At 68.0% G+C, this 16104-nt stretch carries 17 protein-coding genes; 9 read left to right on the forward strand and 8 right to left on the reverse strand.

Features of this window, described 5'->3' with window-relative positions:
- Positions 1-338 precede the first annotated feature (338 nt).
- The gene (locus tag QRN34_RS17040; protein ID WP_036111837.1) at positions 339-542 is read left to right on the forward strand and encodes a cold-shock protein; all 204 of its coding nucleotides are present in this window, start codon (positions 339-341) and stop codon (positions 540-542) included.
- Between the two features lie 79 nt (positions 543-621).
- Entirely contained in the window at positions 622-1476 is an 855-nt protein-coding gene (locus QRN34_RS17045) for an alpha/beta fold hydrolase (RefSeq protein WP_285406330.1), read from the forward strand.
- Between the two features lie 8 nt (positions 1477-1484).
- Here the strand turns inward: QRN34_RS17045 and cqsA are convergent, their stop codons facing one another.
- The 4 genes from cqsA to QRN34_RS17065 form a co-directional block, all read right to left on the reverse strand.
- Complete coding sequence (gene cqsA, locus QRN34_RS17050) at positions 1485-2756, reverse strand: alpha-hydroxyketone-type quorum-sensing autoinducer synthase (RefSeq protein ID WP_345782916.1); 1272 nt, start codon at positions 2754-2756, stop codon at positions 1485-1487.
- 158 nt (positions 2757-2914) lie between these two features.
- Positions 2915-3955, reverse strand: a complete 1041-nt coding sequence (locus tag QRN34_RS17055) for a response regulator (RefSeq protein WP_051938940.1) — start codon at positions 3953-3955, stop codon at positions 2915-2917.
- Positions 3952-5349 (reverse strand): HAMP domain-containing sensor histidine kinase, encoded by a 1398-nt coding sequence (locus QRN34_RS17060; protein ID WP_285406337.1) that lies wholly within the window; start codon positions 5347-5349, stop codon positions 3952-3954. The genes QRN34_RS17055 and QRN34_RS17060 overlap by 4 nt, the downstream gene beginning before the upstream one ends.
- Before the next feature lie 3 nt (positions 5350-5352).
- Entirely contained in the window at positions 5353-5742 is a 390-nt protein-coding gene (locus QRN34_RS17065) for a cytochrome C (RefSeq protein ID WP_285406339.1), read from the reverse strand.
- Positions 5743-5837: 95 nt separating this feature from the next.
- Between QRN34_RS17065 and QRN34_RS17070 the strand changes: the two genes are divergently transcribed.
- Entirely contained in the window at positions 5838-6674 is an 837-nt protein-coding gene (locus tag QRN34_RS17070; RefSeq protein ID WP_285406341.1) for a tRNA threonylcarbamoyladenosine dehydratase, read from the forward strand.
- A 26-nt stretch (positions 6675-6700) separates the two neighbouring features.
- Here the strand turns inward: QRN34_RS17070 and QRN34_RS17075 are convergent, their stop codons facing one another.
- Positions 6701-7774, reverse strand: a complete 1074-nt coding sequence (locus QRN34_RS17075) for a PLP-dependent aminotransferase family protein (protein WP_285406343.1) — start codon at positions 7772-7774, stop codon at positions 6701-6703.
- A 15-nt stretch (positions 7775-7789) separates the two neighbouring features.
- On the opposite strand from QRN34_RS17075, the gene QRN34_RS17080 reads away from it, so the two are divergent.
- The 4 genes from QRN34_RS17080 (at position 7790) to QRN34_RS17095 (ending at position 12257) form a co-directional block, all read left to right on the forward strand.
- Positions 7790-8071, forward strand: a complete 282-nt coding sequence (locus tag QRN34_RS17080) for a GIY-YIG nuclease family protein (RefSeq protein ID WP_285406345.1) — start codon at positions 7790-7792, stop codon at positions 8069-8071.
- An 88-nt stretch (positions 8072-8159) separates the two neighbouring features.
- A complete protein-coding gene (locus QRN34_RS17085) occupies positions 8160-9017 on the forward strand; it encodes a 2OG-Fe(II) oxygenase (protein ID WP_285406347.1) in 858 nt (285 codons plus the stop codon).
- 88 nt (positions 9018-9105) lie between these two features.
- A complete protein-coding gene (locus QRN34_RS17090) occupies positions 9106-11352 on the forward strand; it encodes a M1 family metallopeptidase (RefSeq protein ID WP_285406349.1) in 2247 nt (748 codons plus the stop codon).
- The gene (locus tag QRN34_RS17095; protein WP_285406351.1) at positions 11349-12257 is read left to right on the forward strand and encodes a hypothetical protein; all 909 of its coding nucleotides are present in this window, start codon (positions 11349-11351) and stop codon (positions 12255-12257) included. The genes QRN34_RS17090 and QRN34_RS17095 overlap by 4 nt, the downstream gene beginning before the upstream one ends.
- Here QRN34_RS17095 and QRN34_RS17100 read toward each other — a convergent pair.
- The 3 genes from QRN34_RS17100 to QRN34_RS17110 form a co-directional block, all read right to left on the reverse strand.
- On the reverse strand, positions 12254-12796 hold the full coding sequence (locus QRN34_RS17100; RefSeq protein ID WP_285406354.1) for a GNAT family N-acetyltransferase: 543 nt from the start codon (positions 12794-12796) through the stop codon (positions 12254-12256). The two genes, QRN34_RS17095 and QRN34_RS17100, sit on opposite strands and share 4 nt — an antisense overlap.
- Before the next feature lie 17 nt (positions 12797-12813).
- On the reverse strand, positions 12814-13275 hold the full coding sequence (locus tag QRN34_RS17105; RefSeq protein WP_285406356.1) for an SET domain-containing protein: 462 nt from the start codon (positions 13273-13275) through the stop codon (positions 12814-12816).
- A gap of 95 nt (positions 13276-13370) precedes the next feature.
- Positions 13371-13697, reverse strand: coding sequence for a helix-hairpin-helix domain-containing protein (locus QRN34_RS17110; RefSeq protein ID WP_345782917.1), 327 nt, complete (start codon positions 13695-13697; stop codon positions 13371-13373).
- A gap of 193 nt (positions 13698-13890) precedes the next feature.
- On the opposite strand from QRN34_RS17110, the gene QRN34_RS17115 reads away from it, so the two are divergent.
- Both QRN34_RS17115 and QRN34_RS17120 read left to right on the forward strand, forming a co-directional pair.
- A complete protein-coding gene (locus tag QRN34_RS17115; protein WP_285406358.1) occupies positions 13891-15333 on the forward strand; it encodes a M20 family metallopeptidase in 1443 nt (480 codons plus the stop codon).
- Positions 15330-16034, forward strand: a complete 705-nt coding sequence (locus QRN34_RS17120) for a YggS family pyridoxal phosphate-dependent enzyme (RefSeq protein WP_285406360.1) — start codon at positions 15330-15332, stop codon at positions 16032-16034. Before QRN34_RS17115 ends, QRN34_RS17120 begins: the two co-directional genes overlap by 4 nt.
- The last annotated feature ends 70 nt before the right edge of the window (positions 16035-16104 follow it).

A 16104-nucleotide genomic window follows, 5' to 3' on the forward strand; every position in this document is an offset into this window, starting at 1 on the left:
GCACCCGCCGGCTCTTGCCCCAAGGCGCCAAGGTGCCAAGGCCCAACGCGATGCCAAAGGCGAGCCCACCCCCTCCAGAGCCCTTCACAAAGTCATTTTTTCCCAAGATTTCGACCCAAATCACGTGATAGACGTCAAAAATTCGTCCCATGTAGGGGTTCCCCTACAGAACTTCGCGAAAATACGGTTATGATCGACCCCACTGAGTCTGCGCGGTTACGCGAGTGACCCGATGTAAGCGCGTAATCCACGCTCATCGCCTCACCCGGTCCAGCATGCCCAGTAAGTCGCCGGCTCGCCGAGTCGGGTTTTTAGTGTGTTGGATAGAGGTGTGTGTGATGGCAACTGGTACTGTGAAGTGGTTCAACGACGCCAAGGGCTTTGGCTTCATCACTCAGGATGAGGGTGGTCCGGACGTGTTCGTGCATTTCCGTTCCATCCAGGGCAACGGCTTCAAGTCGCTTGCCGAGGGTCAGAAGGTGGAATACACCGTGACCCAGGGCCAGAAGGGCCCGCAGGCTGACAACGTCGTTCCGAAGTAATGCCCTCGGGCTGCCTCGCGCCGCCCGTTCCTGCATGACTTTGACCCTCCCGGTGCTTCGCGCCGGGAGGGTTTTTTGTATGACCGCCAGCACACCCGACATCGTCACCTCGTCCCAGCCCCTCCGCATGACGGACGGCGCATCGGCGGACCTCTTGATCTACCGGCCGGCCTCGGCCCCGCCTCGTGCGGCGCTGCTCTGGCTGCCCGCCATGGGTGTCGGCGCGCGTCACTACGACGGCCTGGCCCGTGCGCTGGCGGCACGTGGGGTAGCCGTCGCCTTGCATGAGTGGCGTGGTCTGGGCTCGAGCGACCAACGCGCATCGGGCCGCGCGAACTGGGGTTACCGCGAATTGCTGGGCGACGACTTGCCGGCCAGCCTGGCGGCCCTGCGCCGCGCCGTACCGGACAGCCCCGTCCACGTCGGCGGGCATAGCCTGGGCGGGCAGCTGGCCTGCCTCCTTGCGGCCACCGCGCCCCAGCCTCCGGCGGGCGTGGTCCTGGTGGGGAGCGGGGCGCCGTACTGGCGGCGCTTCAAACCCTGGGTCGTGCTTGCCTACATGGCGGCGCCCGCGCTCGCGAACCTGGTCGGGCGACTGCCGGGGCGTCGGATCGGCTTCGGCGGCAACGAGGCGCGCGGGGTCATTGCCGATTGGGCGCGCAGCGGGCGCCGAGGCACGTATTCGGCACGTGGTCTCCGCGTCGACCTGGAAACCGCGCTGCGACGCCAGACGTCACCCGTGCTGGCCCTGCGGCTTCGCGACGACTGGCTGGCCCCCGCGGCGTCGCTGGAATTCCTGCTGGGCAAGATGCCGGATGCGCCAAGCCAGGTCCACCTGGTGTCCCCGGTGGACCTGGACGGGCAGGCGGCGGATCATTTCACGTGGATGAAGGCGCCCGACGCGATCGCGCGCCGGATCGCCGATGGGCTATGAGCCCGTTGTCAGGCTACTTCCGAGGTAGCCATCCCACGTTCGCCGTCGCGTCGCGCACGGCGCGACGCGCTCCATGCCGGCACGTCCATGGCATCCCGGGCGACGCGACATACTTCGATGAGCCGTGATACGTCGTCGTCGCTCATGCCCGCGTTGAGGGTAAGGCGCAGCAGCGAGCGGTTGACCGTGGTGGCCGGTGCGCTAAAGACCGAACCGAACACCCCGTGGCGCTCCATGACATCGCGGACCTTGCCGGTCAGCAATTCCTGTCCGGCTTCGAATGCCACGATCTGCTCGGTGCCGTCGGCGATCGGGTAACCCAGTTCGGTCAGCTCCGCGCGGACGCGCCGGGTGACCTGGCGCAAGCGCTGTCGCCGCCAGCCCTCGGTCTGGATGACCCGATGGGCTGCGGACAGGCCGGCCAGTTCATGGGGAAGCAGTGACGAGCTGAAGATCGCCGGCAACGCCTCGCACCCGAAGTAGTCCTTGAAGCGCGAGGTGCAGGCGACGAAGCCGGCACGTGAGCAGTACGCCTTGGCCAGGCTGGCGGTGATGAAGTGCACGCGGTCGTTGAGCCCCAGGCTGGCGACCAGTCCTTCGCCGCGGCTGCCGTGGGTGCCCAGCGAGTGCGATTCGTCGACCACCAGCACGCAGCCGTGCGCCTGCGACAGGTTGGCGATCGCCTCCAGCGGCGCGATGCTGCCGTTGGTGCTGTACACCGCATCCACCACGACGACGCCGGGTCCATGGCGCAGCACCTGGCGCTCCAGGTGGCCCACATCGTTGTGCAGTACCGGCACCGCCTTCGCTCCCGCGCTACGGATACCCTCCCACAATGACGCGTGCGCCAGCATGTCCACGTACACCGGCACCCGTTCGCCCGCGATGGATTGCAGCAGGCCGACATTGGCGGCGAAGCCCGACTGGGCGAGGATGCCGTCCTCGCTGCCGACCGCCCGGGCCAGTTCCGCCTCCACACGGTGCAGCGGCTGGTCGGCGTCCTGCTGGAACAGGGCGGACATCATCATGCCCAGACCGCCGGCGGCCAGGGCATCGCGCTGGGCCTCGACGATCGCGGGATGGCCGGCGATGGCGAGGTAATCGTTGCTCTGGAGCATCAGGTCGCCGGATTCGGGGCGGCGACCTCGCAAAATGTGACGGCCGCCCCAGTCGATGGCGACACGTTCATTGTGAAATCGATCGACCCGCGTCGCGACGAAAGCGGGAAGCGCGGGCGCCCGGGTGACGCGGTGCAGAACGGAAACGTTTTCCATGGTCATCTCTCTGTGATGTCATGGGCGATGAACGCGTCGTCGTTCACCGCGAACGACGCGCGCGCGCCAGCCTCGCCCAGGCGGGCGCGATTACGAGAGAGACCAAAGGAGGGGAAGTCCTCCGGCCCCTGGCAATGCCAGAGAGACCGGGGACGGTAACGCGATTAGATGAATCGGGGCCGGCTGTCGGCGGCGAGGCTCAGGTCCTGCTCGCGTAGCCAGGTGCGGTACGACTTGACGTGCTGCAGGCGGAAGCGTTCGACTTCGTCGATCAGGGCGTAGTAATACCACTGCTCGCCGGACACCGCGGTGGCTGCGTACATGTGGTTTTCCGGGTGCTCCACGCCCTTGTGGTAGAACCCGTCGCGCGAATTGAACCAGGGCAGGGCGTCGCCGCTGCGCAGGGCATCCAGCACGGCGCCGGGCGCACCCAGATCTGCCGCAATTTCATAGTGCGTACGCAGGTCCTCGTCGGTCTGCACCAGCAGGAAACGCCCGATGCCCCAGGCGTCCACCAGCAGCAGCCCGGTCGGGTTGCAGTGCACGTAGCACTCCACGGGCTGGAACGTGGCCGTGACGCTCTGCAATACCTCGCGGAACGCGGGGTCGCGCAGGAAGCGGAAATTGCCCAGGGCGAGGGTCTCGGCCACGAAGGCGCTGGCGCGGTCGAAGTAGCGGCGCTGCAGTTCGACGATGGCGGTCTGCAGTTTTTCGATCGCCAGGGGATCGTTCTTGCGGATGAACCGGTCGATCACGCCCGAGTTGAAGGCGTCGATCGCCGTGGCGTCGTCGGCACGACCGGTGAGCAGGATCTTGCCGATGTGCGGGTTGGGCAGCCGCTTGCAGAAGGTGATGCCGTCCATCTCGGGCATGGCCTGGTCCACCACCACCACCGAGATCTCGGCGAAGCGTTCCGGGTCGTAGACCACGCGGTGGATCGAGTCGATGTCCAGCGCCACCAGCTCCTGGGTTTCCGAGGGGCGGTCTTTCCAACGGTAAAGCCAGCCGCCCCCGGGCACCGGGCGGCTGCCGTTGTTGCCCAGCGTGGCCAGCGCGCTGCGCGGCGAACTGAAGGTGCGTACCCGGACCATGGGGTCGAGCAAGAGCGGGACCACGTCGAGGTATTCCTCGTGGTCGTCGACGAGCACGGTGGTCGTCGGGAAATGGAAAGGCTGGATGTCGCCCTGTGCGTTCAACGTCGTCACTGCCGGTCCCCGGGTTCCGAATGCGGGAAGGTCAGGGTGAATTCGGTAAATTCACCCAGTTCGGTACGGCATGCGATGCCACCGCCCATATGCTCCATCGCCGCGCGGCAAAAAGCGAGTCCTATTCCCAGCCCCGTGATGGCGCCGGTGCCGGCGCTGTCGCTGGAGTAGGAATAAAACCGGTTGAAAACACGGGGAAGGACATCCGCGGGGATGCCCGGGCCGGTGTCGTGCACACGGATGCGATTGACGCCTTCGGCCGGTTCGATGATCACGCGGATGTCGCCCTTGCCCGCGCGATCGGTATGAAAAAGTGCATTGCGCAGCAGGTTGAACAACACGTGGACCACCAGGCTTTCTTCGCCGTAAAGGGGGAAGTCGCCCAGGGGCGACAGGGTGATGCGATCTCGCTCGGAGCGCGAACCGTAGGGAAAACGCCGGAGGGCCTGTTCCACGCACTCGCGGGCCTGGAGGCGTGACAAGGGCACCTCGCCGATCGGCCTTGCCGACAGCAGCAGCATGTCGATGATGGTGTTGGCGTAGGTGACCTCGCGCTCCATCACGCCGATGCTTCGCTCCAGTGCGTGCAGGTTCTGCGCGCGCATTTCCGGCACGGCCAGGCCTTCGCCCTCGGCAAGCCGGTGGCTGCGGATCAGGTCGGGCATGTAGCGAGCCACCGCGCGCGCGGCGATGCGCAACGAGCCCAGCGGCGTGCGCAGCTCGTGCGCGATGTTGTTGGACGCGGCGGTGAGGGCATCGATGCGCGATTGCTCCGCCATGTTCGACGACACGGTGCACGTGGCGCCGCCGACCATGCCGAACAGCAGCAGCGGGATGTACTCCAGCATGGTCCGCGTATGCAGGTGGGCCTCCGGTGACAGCACGAAGACCAGCCCCGCCAGCAGGCTGCCCAGCGAGAACACCAGCAGGAAGCTCACCAGGTCGAACAGCATCATCAGCAGCATGATGCACGCGAGGTGGGTCATCAGCCAGGCCGGGGTCGCGTTGCGCAGCGTCATGTAGCCCACGAAGAAGGGCATGGCCACCGTCATCGCGAAGTACCAGTAGGTCGGCAGGTGCGTGCGCAGGCGCCGTGGCCACCATGGCAGCAGCGCCAGCGGAATGAAGGTGGCGCTGCAGACCAGCCGCATGGGCAGGTTTTCGTAGGGCTGGGGGAAGAGATAGGCCCAGACCGGGTAATACACCGCCAGGCAGAAACTGCCGACGACGCCGATCGCCACCATCTTCGGCTGCGAGTAGCGCGTGCGCAGGAACATGGTGGTTTCGAAACGTGCCATGGCCCGTACCAGCAGCCACCAGCGCATGCGCAGGAAGCCCTGCGGACCGCTGGGTTTGTCGGTGGGCGTGTCCATGGCGGGTTCGGCGTCGGTCATGGGTTAGCGGTACTGCCGGTGGCAGGCCTGGCAGGCATCGCCGATGGGCTTGAGGACGGTGGCCAGGGCGTCGCAGCTGGCCGGTGCGGCGGTACGCGCCACATCCACGGCCTGGCCCAGGGCGTCGCCGGCGGCGAAGAACGGGGCATCCATGTCGGGGAAGGCGTCGCGGATATCGCCGGCGGAGACCCGCAGGGCAGCCAGTTGCCTGGCCGACACCTTGGCATCGCACTGCCTCGCCCGCACGTTGGCTCGCAGCACCCCCATGCGATGTTGCATCACGGCCATGACGCCGCTGTGGAACGGCGTGCCCTGGCGCAGGGCGGACAGCGCGAAGGTCGCGCCCATCGCGCCGACCGCGAGGCCGAGGATGACGAGGAGCAACGCACGCATGGGGGATCCCTGGCCTGGCACGGTCGTCAGCATAGCTGACGGCTCCGTTCTTTCAATATGAGACCATGAGCACAGTCCTTTCCCCTGGAAATCATGTGGGTACCGCACAGGCGGAACGCTTCGCCGGCATCGAGCGCCTGTACGGGCGCGGCAGCCTCGACCGCCTCGCCCGGGCGCACGTATGCGTCATCGGGGTGGGTGGCGTGGGCTCGTGGGCGGCCGAAGCCCTGGCGCGCAGCGGGGTCGGCCGGTTGACGCTGATCGATGGCGACGATGTCTGCCTGTCCAACACCAACCGCCAGTTGCACGCGCTGGACGGCCAGTACGGCCGGCCCAAGGTGGGCGTCATCGCCGAACGCGCCCATGCGATCAGCCCGACGATCCGGCTCGAGGCCATGGAGCGTTTCCTTACGCCGTCCAGCCTGGACGAGCTTCTGGACCGCAACTACGACGTGGTGATCGATGCCTGCGACGCCCTCAAGGTGAAGCTGGAGACCATCGTCTGGTGTCGCCGCCGCAAGCTGCCCCTGGTGACGGTGGGCGCGGCCGGCGGCCGCACCGACCCCACGCAGGTGCGCGTGCGCGACCTGTCGCGCACCGAGCACGACGCCATGCTCAGCATGATCCGGAAGAAGCTCCGCCAGGAGCACGGCTTCCCACGCAACCCCGATCGCTTCTTCGGCGTATCCGCGGTGTATTCCTTGCAGAACGTGCGCTACCCGCAGCCCGATGGCAGCGTCTGCGGCGTGCGGCCCGCCGGCAGCGACGCGGTGAAGCTCGATTGCGGCGGCGGCCTGGGCGCGGCCACGCACGTCACCGGGGCCTTCGCCTTCGCCGCCGTCGGCAAGGCCCTCGAAAAGCTGACCGCCACCCCATCGCCAAACGGCCCGCCCTCACCCCCGCACGGCCCGCCCTCACCCCCGCACGGGTAGGAGCGCACGATGTGCGCGAAACCGGCCTAACGACACCCTCCAACGATCCCCAACGCCACCTCCAGCCGGCCGATATCCTCCTCGGCCCCCAGGCACAGGCGCACCCCCGTGGCACGGGTGGATGGATCGCCATACCCGGCCGGGTTACCGACCCTGACCCCCCGTGCCAGGAGGCGCTCGCTGAAGGCCTCCGCATCTGCGCAGGGCAGCCACGCATGCAGGCTGGCGCCGGAGGTCACCAGGTCGGGCCCCACGACCTGGCGTGCAAGGGCCGCACGCTCCCGCATCGCCGATTGCAGGGCCTGGTTCAGTGCCAGGGCCGTGCCATCCCGCATCCAGTCGGCGACCACGGCCGGCAGCCATCCCGGCAAGCCATCGGTGGCGCGGCGGAGCGGCTCCACGCACGCCGCAAGGAGCGCCGGATTCGGTAGTCGCAGCCAGCCGACGCGCAGGCCCGGGCCAAGCAGCTTGCCGACGCCGCCCGCATGCAGGGTGCGCTGGGGCAACAGGGTGGCGAACGGCGGCAGTGCCTCGCCCGTGTCGTGCACCAGGTGGCTGTACACGTCGCCCTCGATGATCCACAGCCCCCGTCGCTCCACCACCGCGGCGAGGTCCAGGCGCCGTTGCAGGGGCAGCGTGAGGGTGGTCGGGTTGTGCAGGGTCGGCTGCACGTACACGACGCGGCTGCCCGAACGTGCCGCCACGGCGTCGAGTGAATCCGGCAGCATGCCGTGCTCGTCCATGGCGACATCGACACATCGGGTTCCCATGCCCGACGCAAGGTCGCGGAAGCCGTGGTAGGTAAGGGTATCGACCATCACCGTCGACGCCTCCCCCTCGGCGACAAGGCACGCCAGCGCCAGCCACAACGCGTGGCGCGCGCCCAGGGTCAGCACAAGGTGGCCGGGATCGACGGCGGCGTGCCCGCCGATACGGGTCATCCACTGTGCGATCGCCTGGCGCGTCGGCGCCGCACCCCGCGGATCGGGATAGGCCAGCGTGTCGGGACCCACGGTCGCGTGGGCCAGTGCCTCGGCCAGCCGGGCGGCTACCGGGGTTCGCAGGGGGTAGTTGACGGCCAGGTCGTAGGACGGATGCATGGCCCGATTGTAGGCATGCCGGTTACGCTACGCGGCATGTGGTGTGTCTATCTGATCGAATGCCGCAACGGCGCCTGGTACGCGGGGATCACCAACGACCTGGACGCCCGCTATGCGGCGCATGTGGCCGGCAAGGGCGCGCGCTATACCCGGGCCAATCCGCCCGTGCGCCTGCTCGGCTCGCGGCCGTTCGCCGACCGGGCCGAGGCCTCACGGGCCGAGTGGGTGGTGAAACGGTTGCCGCGGGCGAAGAAGCTGGCGTGGCTGGTCGCATCGCCGCCCGATTCGGCCGGCTGAGCGCAGGCGTCTTCACGCTGCGTACGATGCACTTTCGGCGCCGGAAAGGCACACTGTTCACGATCATTCGCCAGGGAGCTCCACGCACATGGAGACGCGCAAGCACACCAGGGTTACGCCCGATTGGTACCGCTGGATCGCCGAGTCGCTAGCCGCGGGCAACGCGCCGGCCGATATCCTGGCCACGATGCGCGACCACCAGTTCGATACCGGTATCGCCCGCAGTGCCATCAGCGATGCCTTGTTCGGCGGGGCCGGGCCGGTCGCCGAGCGGTCGACGCCGGCCACGCCCCACGTCTCGCGCCTTGCCCAGGGCCACATCCTGCACACCCCCGACCGCGATATCCGGGTGCTGTTGCGCATCGCGCGGCCCGTGGTCGCCTTGCTCGACGGGGTGCTCGACGAGGCGGAGTGCGAGCAGCTGATGCACATGGCGCAGGTTCGCCTGGAACGCTCCGCCGTGGTCTCGCCGGAATCCGGGGCCAACACCGTCATGGATATCCGCACGAGCGAAGGCGCGTTCTTCCAGCGGTCGGAGAATCCGCTGATCCAGCGTATCGATGCACGGGCCGCGGCCATCATGGGCCTGAGCGAGGAGCACGGTGAAGGCCTGCAGGTGATGCGTTACGGCGTCGGTGGCGAATACGTTCCCCACTACGATTATTTCCCGCCGGAGGAAAAGGGCAGCGAGGTTCCGCTGCGGCAAGGCGGCCAGCGGGTATCCACGCTGATCATGTACCTGGCGGATGTCGAAGCGGGTGGGGAAACCATCTTCCCGCGCATCGATTTCAGCTACGTGCCGCGCAAGGGGCAGGCGTTGTATTTCGAGTACACCGACGCCGACGGGACACTCGATGTGCTGTCGCTGCACGGCGGCGCGCCGGTGATCCGTGGCGAGAAATGGATCGTCACCAAGTGGATGCGCGAGCGCCCGTTCCCCGGCTGATCGCATGGGCGTGAACCGTGACCTCTGGCCTATATCGGCATGAAGGCCCCAGCCCGCAATCTTTCCGGATTGCAGGGGAGGGTGGTCGATGCGCCGCAAGGCAGCCAGGGTGGTTCGTTGTGTCGCAGCGGTGGCGCTGCTCGGCCTCGCCGGGGCATGGGCGCAGGATGCCGTGCCCGTCGCGCCCGTCGCTCCGCCCGTGCCGGCCTCCGCCAGCACCGTTGTCGCGGCGCCGCAGCTTCCCGTCGAGATTCCCTTCGCATCGCCCCATGCCGGCTTCGTCCGCACGCCCAGCGCACCCGAGGCGTGGGGCGGTCCACGCAAGGGGGACGAGGCCACGCTGTCCGACCGCGTCGTGTCCTACCGCATCCAGGCGCGGCTCGATCCGGGAAAGCACACAGTGGACGGCCAGCAGCAGCTGACCTGGCGCAACCGCAGCGATCGTCCGGTGTCGTCGGTGTTCCTGCACCTGTACCTGAATGCCTTCGAAGGGGAAGGCAGCCTGTTCTTCACCGAGCGCAACGTGCTCGCCGGTGCCGGCGGTTCGCGCGGTGCGGCCGAGGTGAAGAAGGGCGAATGGGGGTACATCGACCTGGGCAGGGTGGAGCAGGACGGCGCCGCGTTGTCGTGGCGCTACGTGCACCCGGATGGTGGCCCCACGACGGACCACACCGTGGTGCGGGTCGACCTGGCCCGGCCGGTGGCGCCCGGTGCCAGCGTCACGCTCGACATGTCGTTCCACAGCCAGCTGCCGCGGGTGATCGAGCGCACCGGCTACGTCGGCTCGTTCCATCTCGTGGGGCAGTGGTTCCCGAAGATCGGCGTGCTCGAACTGGCCGGGGAGCGCGGTGCGACGGCGCCGCGCTGGAATGTGCACGCGTTCCATTTCAACAGCGAGTTCTACGCCGACTTCGGCGAGTACGACGTCCACATGACCGTGCCCAAGGGCTACGTGGTGGGTGCCACCGGCGAACAGCAGGGGGAGCCGGTGCCGGAAGGCGACGCGCTCACCTGGCATTTCATCCAGGCCGACGTGCACGATTTCGCCTGGATGGCGGCGCCCGGCTACCGCACGATGGACGGTGAATGGCGAGGCCCGGGCAGCCCGACCGTGAAAGTGCGCGTGATCTACCCACCCGAATACGCGGCCACGGCGAAGCCGGTGCTCAAGGCCACCGTCGATGCGCTCGGCTGGTTTTCGTCCACGCTGGGCCCCTACCCGTACAAGACCGTAACCGCCGTGGTGCCGCCGTTCAACGCCGACGAGGCGGGCGGCATGGAATACCCCACCTTCTTCACCGCGGACAGTTACACCAACGTGCCGGCGAAGACGATCGACGAATACATGCTGGATTTCGTCACCGTGCACGAGTTCGGCCATGGCTATTTCTACGGGCTGATCGCCTCGAACGAGTTCGAGGAGCCGATGCTCGACGAAGGCCTCAACGAATACTGGGACGAGCGCATGCTGCGCGCGCGCAACCAGCCGGTGTACCTGACCACGCCGCTGTGGCGGTTCTTCGGCGTCGAGCCGGCACTGCCGGTATTCATGCTCGAACGGATGACGGCGATGCTGTCGCGACCGGCCGATGCGCTGGGCGCGAACTCATGGGATCGCCTGTCCAGCGGCACGTATGTCACGGTGTATTCGCGTACCGCCACCGCCCTGCACGACCTCGAGGAACGGCTGGGCAAGGCGGCGACCGAAAAGGCGTTCAGGGATTACTACGCCACCTGGCGCTTCCGTCATCCGTCGATCGGCGACCTGCAGGCGTCCCTGTCGGCCTCGACGGGGCAGCCGGCGGTGGTGGCGCAGGTGTTCGACCAGTACGTCTACGGCACCGACCGCATCGACGACCGCGTCAGCGACATCGCCAGCGAGGAAGTGCTGCCGCTGGCGGGCACCGCCATGGTCGATGGCAAACGCGTGGAAACCAGTACCGACGACAACGACGCGGCCATCCAGCGCCAGCGCGACGCCTGGACGAAGGCCCATCCCGGTGCGGCGAAGGGCCTGGGCCCATTCCCGTGGAAGACCACGGTGACCCTCTGGCGCGACGGTGCCCCGGTACCGCAGACACTCAAGGTCACCTTTGCCGATGGCGGCGTGGAAACCGCGCGCTGGGACGACACGCGGCGTTGGGCTCGCTTCGCCTTTACCCGGCCGGCCAAGGGCGTTTCCGCCGAACTGGACCCGGAGCGCACCCTCTACCTCGATGCGAACAAGCTCAACGACAGCCGCACCGTCGAGGCCGACCACGCCGCTTCCCATCGCTGGAGCGCCGACGTCGCGGCGTTGCTGCAGGGGTTCTACGCTTTCCTGGTGACCCTATGAACGCCCGTACCAAACGATCGACCGCAGCGGCCCTGGGCCTGGGTGCGATCGGCGGCCTGCAATGGCGGCTGATGCTGCTGTGGATGGCGATCACGCTGCTGCCGACGCTGGTCGTGGCGTTGCCGCTGTGGAGCGTCCTCGACGACATGACCGGACATTCGGTGCATGCGGGCGCCTGGGCGCGCCACTTTGACGGCCTGTTCTTCGCCGATGCCGTCGCCACGGTACAGCGCAGTACCTGGACGGGCTCGGCCTTCACCGTGGGCGCCATCCTCACACTGGCCTTTTCCCCGTTCCTGACGGGCATGGTAGTGGCCGGCGGTCGTGCTGGCCGCGCGCTGGGCTTCGGTGCCCTGTTGCAGGGCGGCGCCGCGGAGTACGGGCGGATGCTGCGCCTGCTGCCGCTCTCGCTGATTCCCTATGGCCTGGTCGTGCTGCTTTCGCAGGGTGTGACGTCGCTTGCGGACGAGCGCGTCGAGGCGGCGTTGCTGCCGTCGACGGCGGACCTCTACCAGGACGGTGCCCTCGCGCTGACCGTGCTCGGTTTCGTGATCGCGCAGGCCCTGGTCGAGTCGGCGCGCGCCCAGTTCATCGCCGATGCCGGGCTGCGTTCGTCGCTGCTCGCCTTTGTGCGCGGTGTCGCGCAGTTTGCGCGGCGGCCGTTCGCCAGCCTGTCGGTGTACCTGGCGATCACCGTGCCTGGCGCGGGTGTGGCCGCCCTGATCGCCGCGTGGCGCGGGCATGCGGTGGCCGTGGGCGGGGAGTGGTTCATCGCCTTTCTGGTCGTGCAGCTGGGCGTGGCGGTGATCGCCTGGATGCGTACCGCACGCCTGCTGGCGCTGGCCGGCCTGGCCGGCACGAACCTGCAGCGCCGCCGGCGTACCGACTTTCCCGCGCGGACCTAGCTGGCGCGACGCAGCTCGCGATGGGGCGGGTAGTAGGCGAACAGGTGGGTGGCGCCACCGAGGAAATCGATGTTGTCGATGTGTTCGCCGCCGAGCCGCTCGGCTACGTGGTCCGAGGCCTCGTTGCCGATGCGCACCAGGCTGATGACGCGCTGGGCGTGCATCGTGTTCCACGCGAAGTCGAGGATGGCTTCGCCCGCTTCCGTCGCATAGCCGTGGTGGCGGTGCTCCGGCTTCAGCATCCAGCCCAGTTCCAGGTCGGGCCAGCCTTCCGGTTTCATCAGGCCGGCGCGGCCGATGAATTCGCCGGTGTCCTTCAGCTCCATGGCCCACATGCCGCAGCCGCGCAGGGCCCAGTGACCCAGCAGCATGGCCATGGACCGCCAGGCGTTCATGCGGTCAAGAGGCTGGCCGTCACCGATCCACCGGGTGCTTTCGGCATCCGCGAGCATGCGCGCGTAGTCGTCGAAATGCTGTTCGGTAAGGGCGGTGAGCCGCAGGCGCGGCGTTTCCAGGACGGGGATATCGGATAGGGGCATGGAGGTGACCAAGGGAGTCAGCCGAGCAGGGCGGCCAGGGCACGCGTCGAGCGTGTGAGGCTTTCGTGCCAGGACAAGCCGGTTATTTTCTCACCACTTGCCGCGTCGTAAAAGCTTTCTTCCTGGCCCGGTGCGAGCAGGTGGCGGTAATCCACCGTGATTTCATCGCCTTGGACCAGATCCCTCGCGGCGAAGATGAACCCCAGGTGCCACAGGCCTGTGGGTTCGAAGCTGTGGTTGACGTAGCACTCGTCGGGCCATTCCGGGGAGACGGTGTAGCGGTCCTCGAACCAGCGCGCGGCGGCATGGAGGTCGGCGGAAAGCGACGGGGAGGCCAGGATCTCGTCCCAGCGGTGGGTGCGGTCGATGGCGTCGGGCGCGGTGACGATGCGGCCGGCGGCAACCGCTTCATCGAGAAAAAGACCCTTGCCGGCACCGGGGATGGCGGAGGCGGTGATGCGGTAACGCGGCACGATCATCGGATCATCTGGCCCCAGGTCCCGTCGGCAGGGCTGAAGCGCCGCCGGCATGGGGCGCGAGTGTAGCGCGTTCCGCCGGCGGCGTAAGGTCGGGCTCAGTCGTCGGCGTCGACGCCCTTGGCGCGTGCGGCCCGTGCCGGCCGGGGCTTCTTGCCCGGTTTGCCGCCGTCGACCTGGATGGCCTCGCGGTTGCGGTCGACCAGCGCCTGGCCGATCCCCTTGACCTCGGTGAGCTGGTCGGCGGATTCGAAGGGGCCATGGGCGTCCCGCCAGGCCACGATGGCCTGCGCCTTGGCCAGCCCCACGCCATCCAGCGACTGGGCGAGGGCGGGCGCGTCGGCCGTATTCACGTTCACCGGCGTGGAGGCGAAGGCGGACGAAGAGATCATGAGGCCCGCGAGGGCGAGGATGAGACGATTCACGGTGTGTTTCCTTCGATGGCGCGTCGCATGACGCCCGGGCACTGTGCGGCGAGCCCGCCCGCGCGCGAACCGGCGTGGTGGGCGCCGTGGCGTACGCGTTCGCTGCGCCTGCCCGACGCCCTCGCCGACGGCGCGAAGGGCCGTTCCGTCGGCGCTGTTACAATCGCCGCTTGCCCACCTGAAGCCGCCCGCCATGGATACCTCGCGCATCACCTCCTTCGTCAGTGCCCTCTGGGATGCGGAAATCGTCCCGCAGCTGGTCGAGTACATCCGCATTCCCAACAAGTCGCCGATGTTCGACGCGCAGTGGCGGGAACACGGTTACATGGACCAGGCAGTAGACCTGATGGAGCGCTGGGCGCGTGCGAAGCTGCCGGCCTTCGAGGGCGCTACGCTCGAGGTGGTGCGCCTGGAAGGCCGCACGCCGCTGATCTACATCGACGTGCCCGCGCAGGGCGTGACCGGCAAGGGCACCGACGAAACCGTCGTGCTCTATGGCCACCTCGACAAACAGCCAGAGATGACGGGCTGGGCCGAGGACCTCGGTCCGTGGGTGCCGGTGATCAAGGGCGACAAGCTCTACGGCCGTGGCGGCGCGGACGACGGCTACGCCATTTTCGGCTCGCTCGCCGCCCTGCTGGCGCTGCGCGAACAGGGCGTGCCGCATGCCCGCTGCGTCATCCTGATCGAGGCCTGCGAGGAATCGGGCAGCTACGACCTGCCGCATTACGTCGATCACCTGGCCGGCCGCATCGGCAACCCGGCCCTGGTGGTCTGCCTCGACTCCGGCTGCGGCAACTACGACCAGCTGTGGCTGACCACGTCGCTGCGCGGCATGACCGGCGGCAACCTGACCGTGCAGGTCCTCGAGGAAGGCGTCCATTCCGGCGACGCATCCGGCGTGGTGCCGTCGAGCTTCCGCATCCTGCGCGACCTGCTCAGCCGCCTGGAGAACCCGCAGACCGGCGAGATCGTGCCGCGCGAGCTGTATGTCGAGATCCCGGCCCAGCGTGTCGAGCAGGCCCGCCGTTCCGCCGAGGTCCTTGGCACTGCCATCTACGACAAGTTTCCCTTCGTCGAAGGCATGCAACCGGCGGCCACCGACCTGAGCGAGCTCGTGCTCAATCGCACCTGGCGGCCGCAGCTGGCGGTGACCGGCGTGGGTGGCATGCCTCCGCTGGACAGCGCTGGTAACGTGCTGCGCCCGAAGACGTCGGTGAAGCTGAGCCTCCGTGTGCCGCCGACCCTTTCGGGGGCGGAGGCCGGCGCGTTCCTCAAGCACCTGCTGGAGAAGGATCCACCCTACGGCGCCCGGGTCAGCTTCGACCTCGAGAAGGATGGCAGCGGCTGGAACGCGCCCGCCCTCTCGCCCTGGCTGGAGGATGCCGTGGCGCAGGCGTCGCAGCATTACTTCGGCGCGCCCGCCGCGTATATGGGCGAAGGCGGCAGCATCCCGTTCATGGGCATGCTCGGGGACAAGTTTCCGCAGGCGCAGTTCCTCATCACCGGTGTGCTGGGGCCGCATTCCAACGCCCACGGCCCGAACGAATTCCTGCATATCCCCACGGGCAAGCGGGTGAGCATGGTGGTGGCCGATGTGGTTGCGCGCCACTTCCAGGAAGCCTCGAAGGCATGACCGACGGGGCGGGCACCTTCGCCGATCGCCTCGCGGGCGTGCGCGGTGCCATGGCCGCCGCGTGCACGGCGGCGGGGCGCGATCCGGCAGAGGTGACCCTGCTGCCGGTCAGCAAGACGTTCAGTGCCGACGTGGTGCGCGAGGCTGTCGCCCTCGGCCTGCGCCGGTTCGGCGAAAACAAGGTCCAGGAGATCCAGGCCAAGGCGGCCGAGCTGGCTGCCGAAGCGCTCGACTGGGTGGTCATCGGTCACCTGCAGACCAACAAGGCCAAGCCGGTGGCGCGCCTGGTGACCGAGGTGCAGTCGCTGGACCGCCTCGACCTGGCCGTGGCCCTCGATAAGGCGTTGCAGGCGGAGGGCAGGGCTATCGATGTCCTCGTGCAGGTGAAGACCTCCCGGGAAGAGAGCAAGTTCGGGCTGGCCCCGGAAGCGTTGCCCGCCTTCCTGGAACAGTTGCGCGCCTTCGACACGTTGCGCGTCCGTGGCCTGATGACCCTGGCGGAAGCGTCCGACGACGAGGCCGTGGTCAGGCAGTGTTTCCGTACGTTGCACGGGTGCCGCGAGACGGGCCGCCAGGCGGGCCACACGCTGGACCGGCTTTCCATGGGCATGAGTGGCGATTTCGCCCTGGCGATCGCGGAAGGCAGTACGGAAATACGTGTTGGCAGCGCCTTGTTCGGGGCTCGCACCTACACGCCCTGACGGCGTCCAGCACCCGTCAGACGGCCGATTACGTGATTTCATGCTCACATATGTGAAGCCAAGTGCTTCT

It is taken from the genome of Luteibacter sp. ME-Dv--P-043b (assembly GCF_030209605.1).
In the GTDB taxonomy this organism is placed as follows: domain Bacteria; phylum Pseudomonadota; class Gammaproteobacteria; order Xanthomonadales; family Rhodanobacteraceae; genus Luteibacter.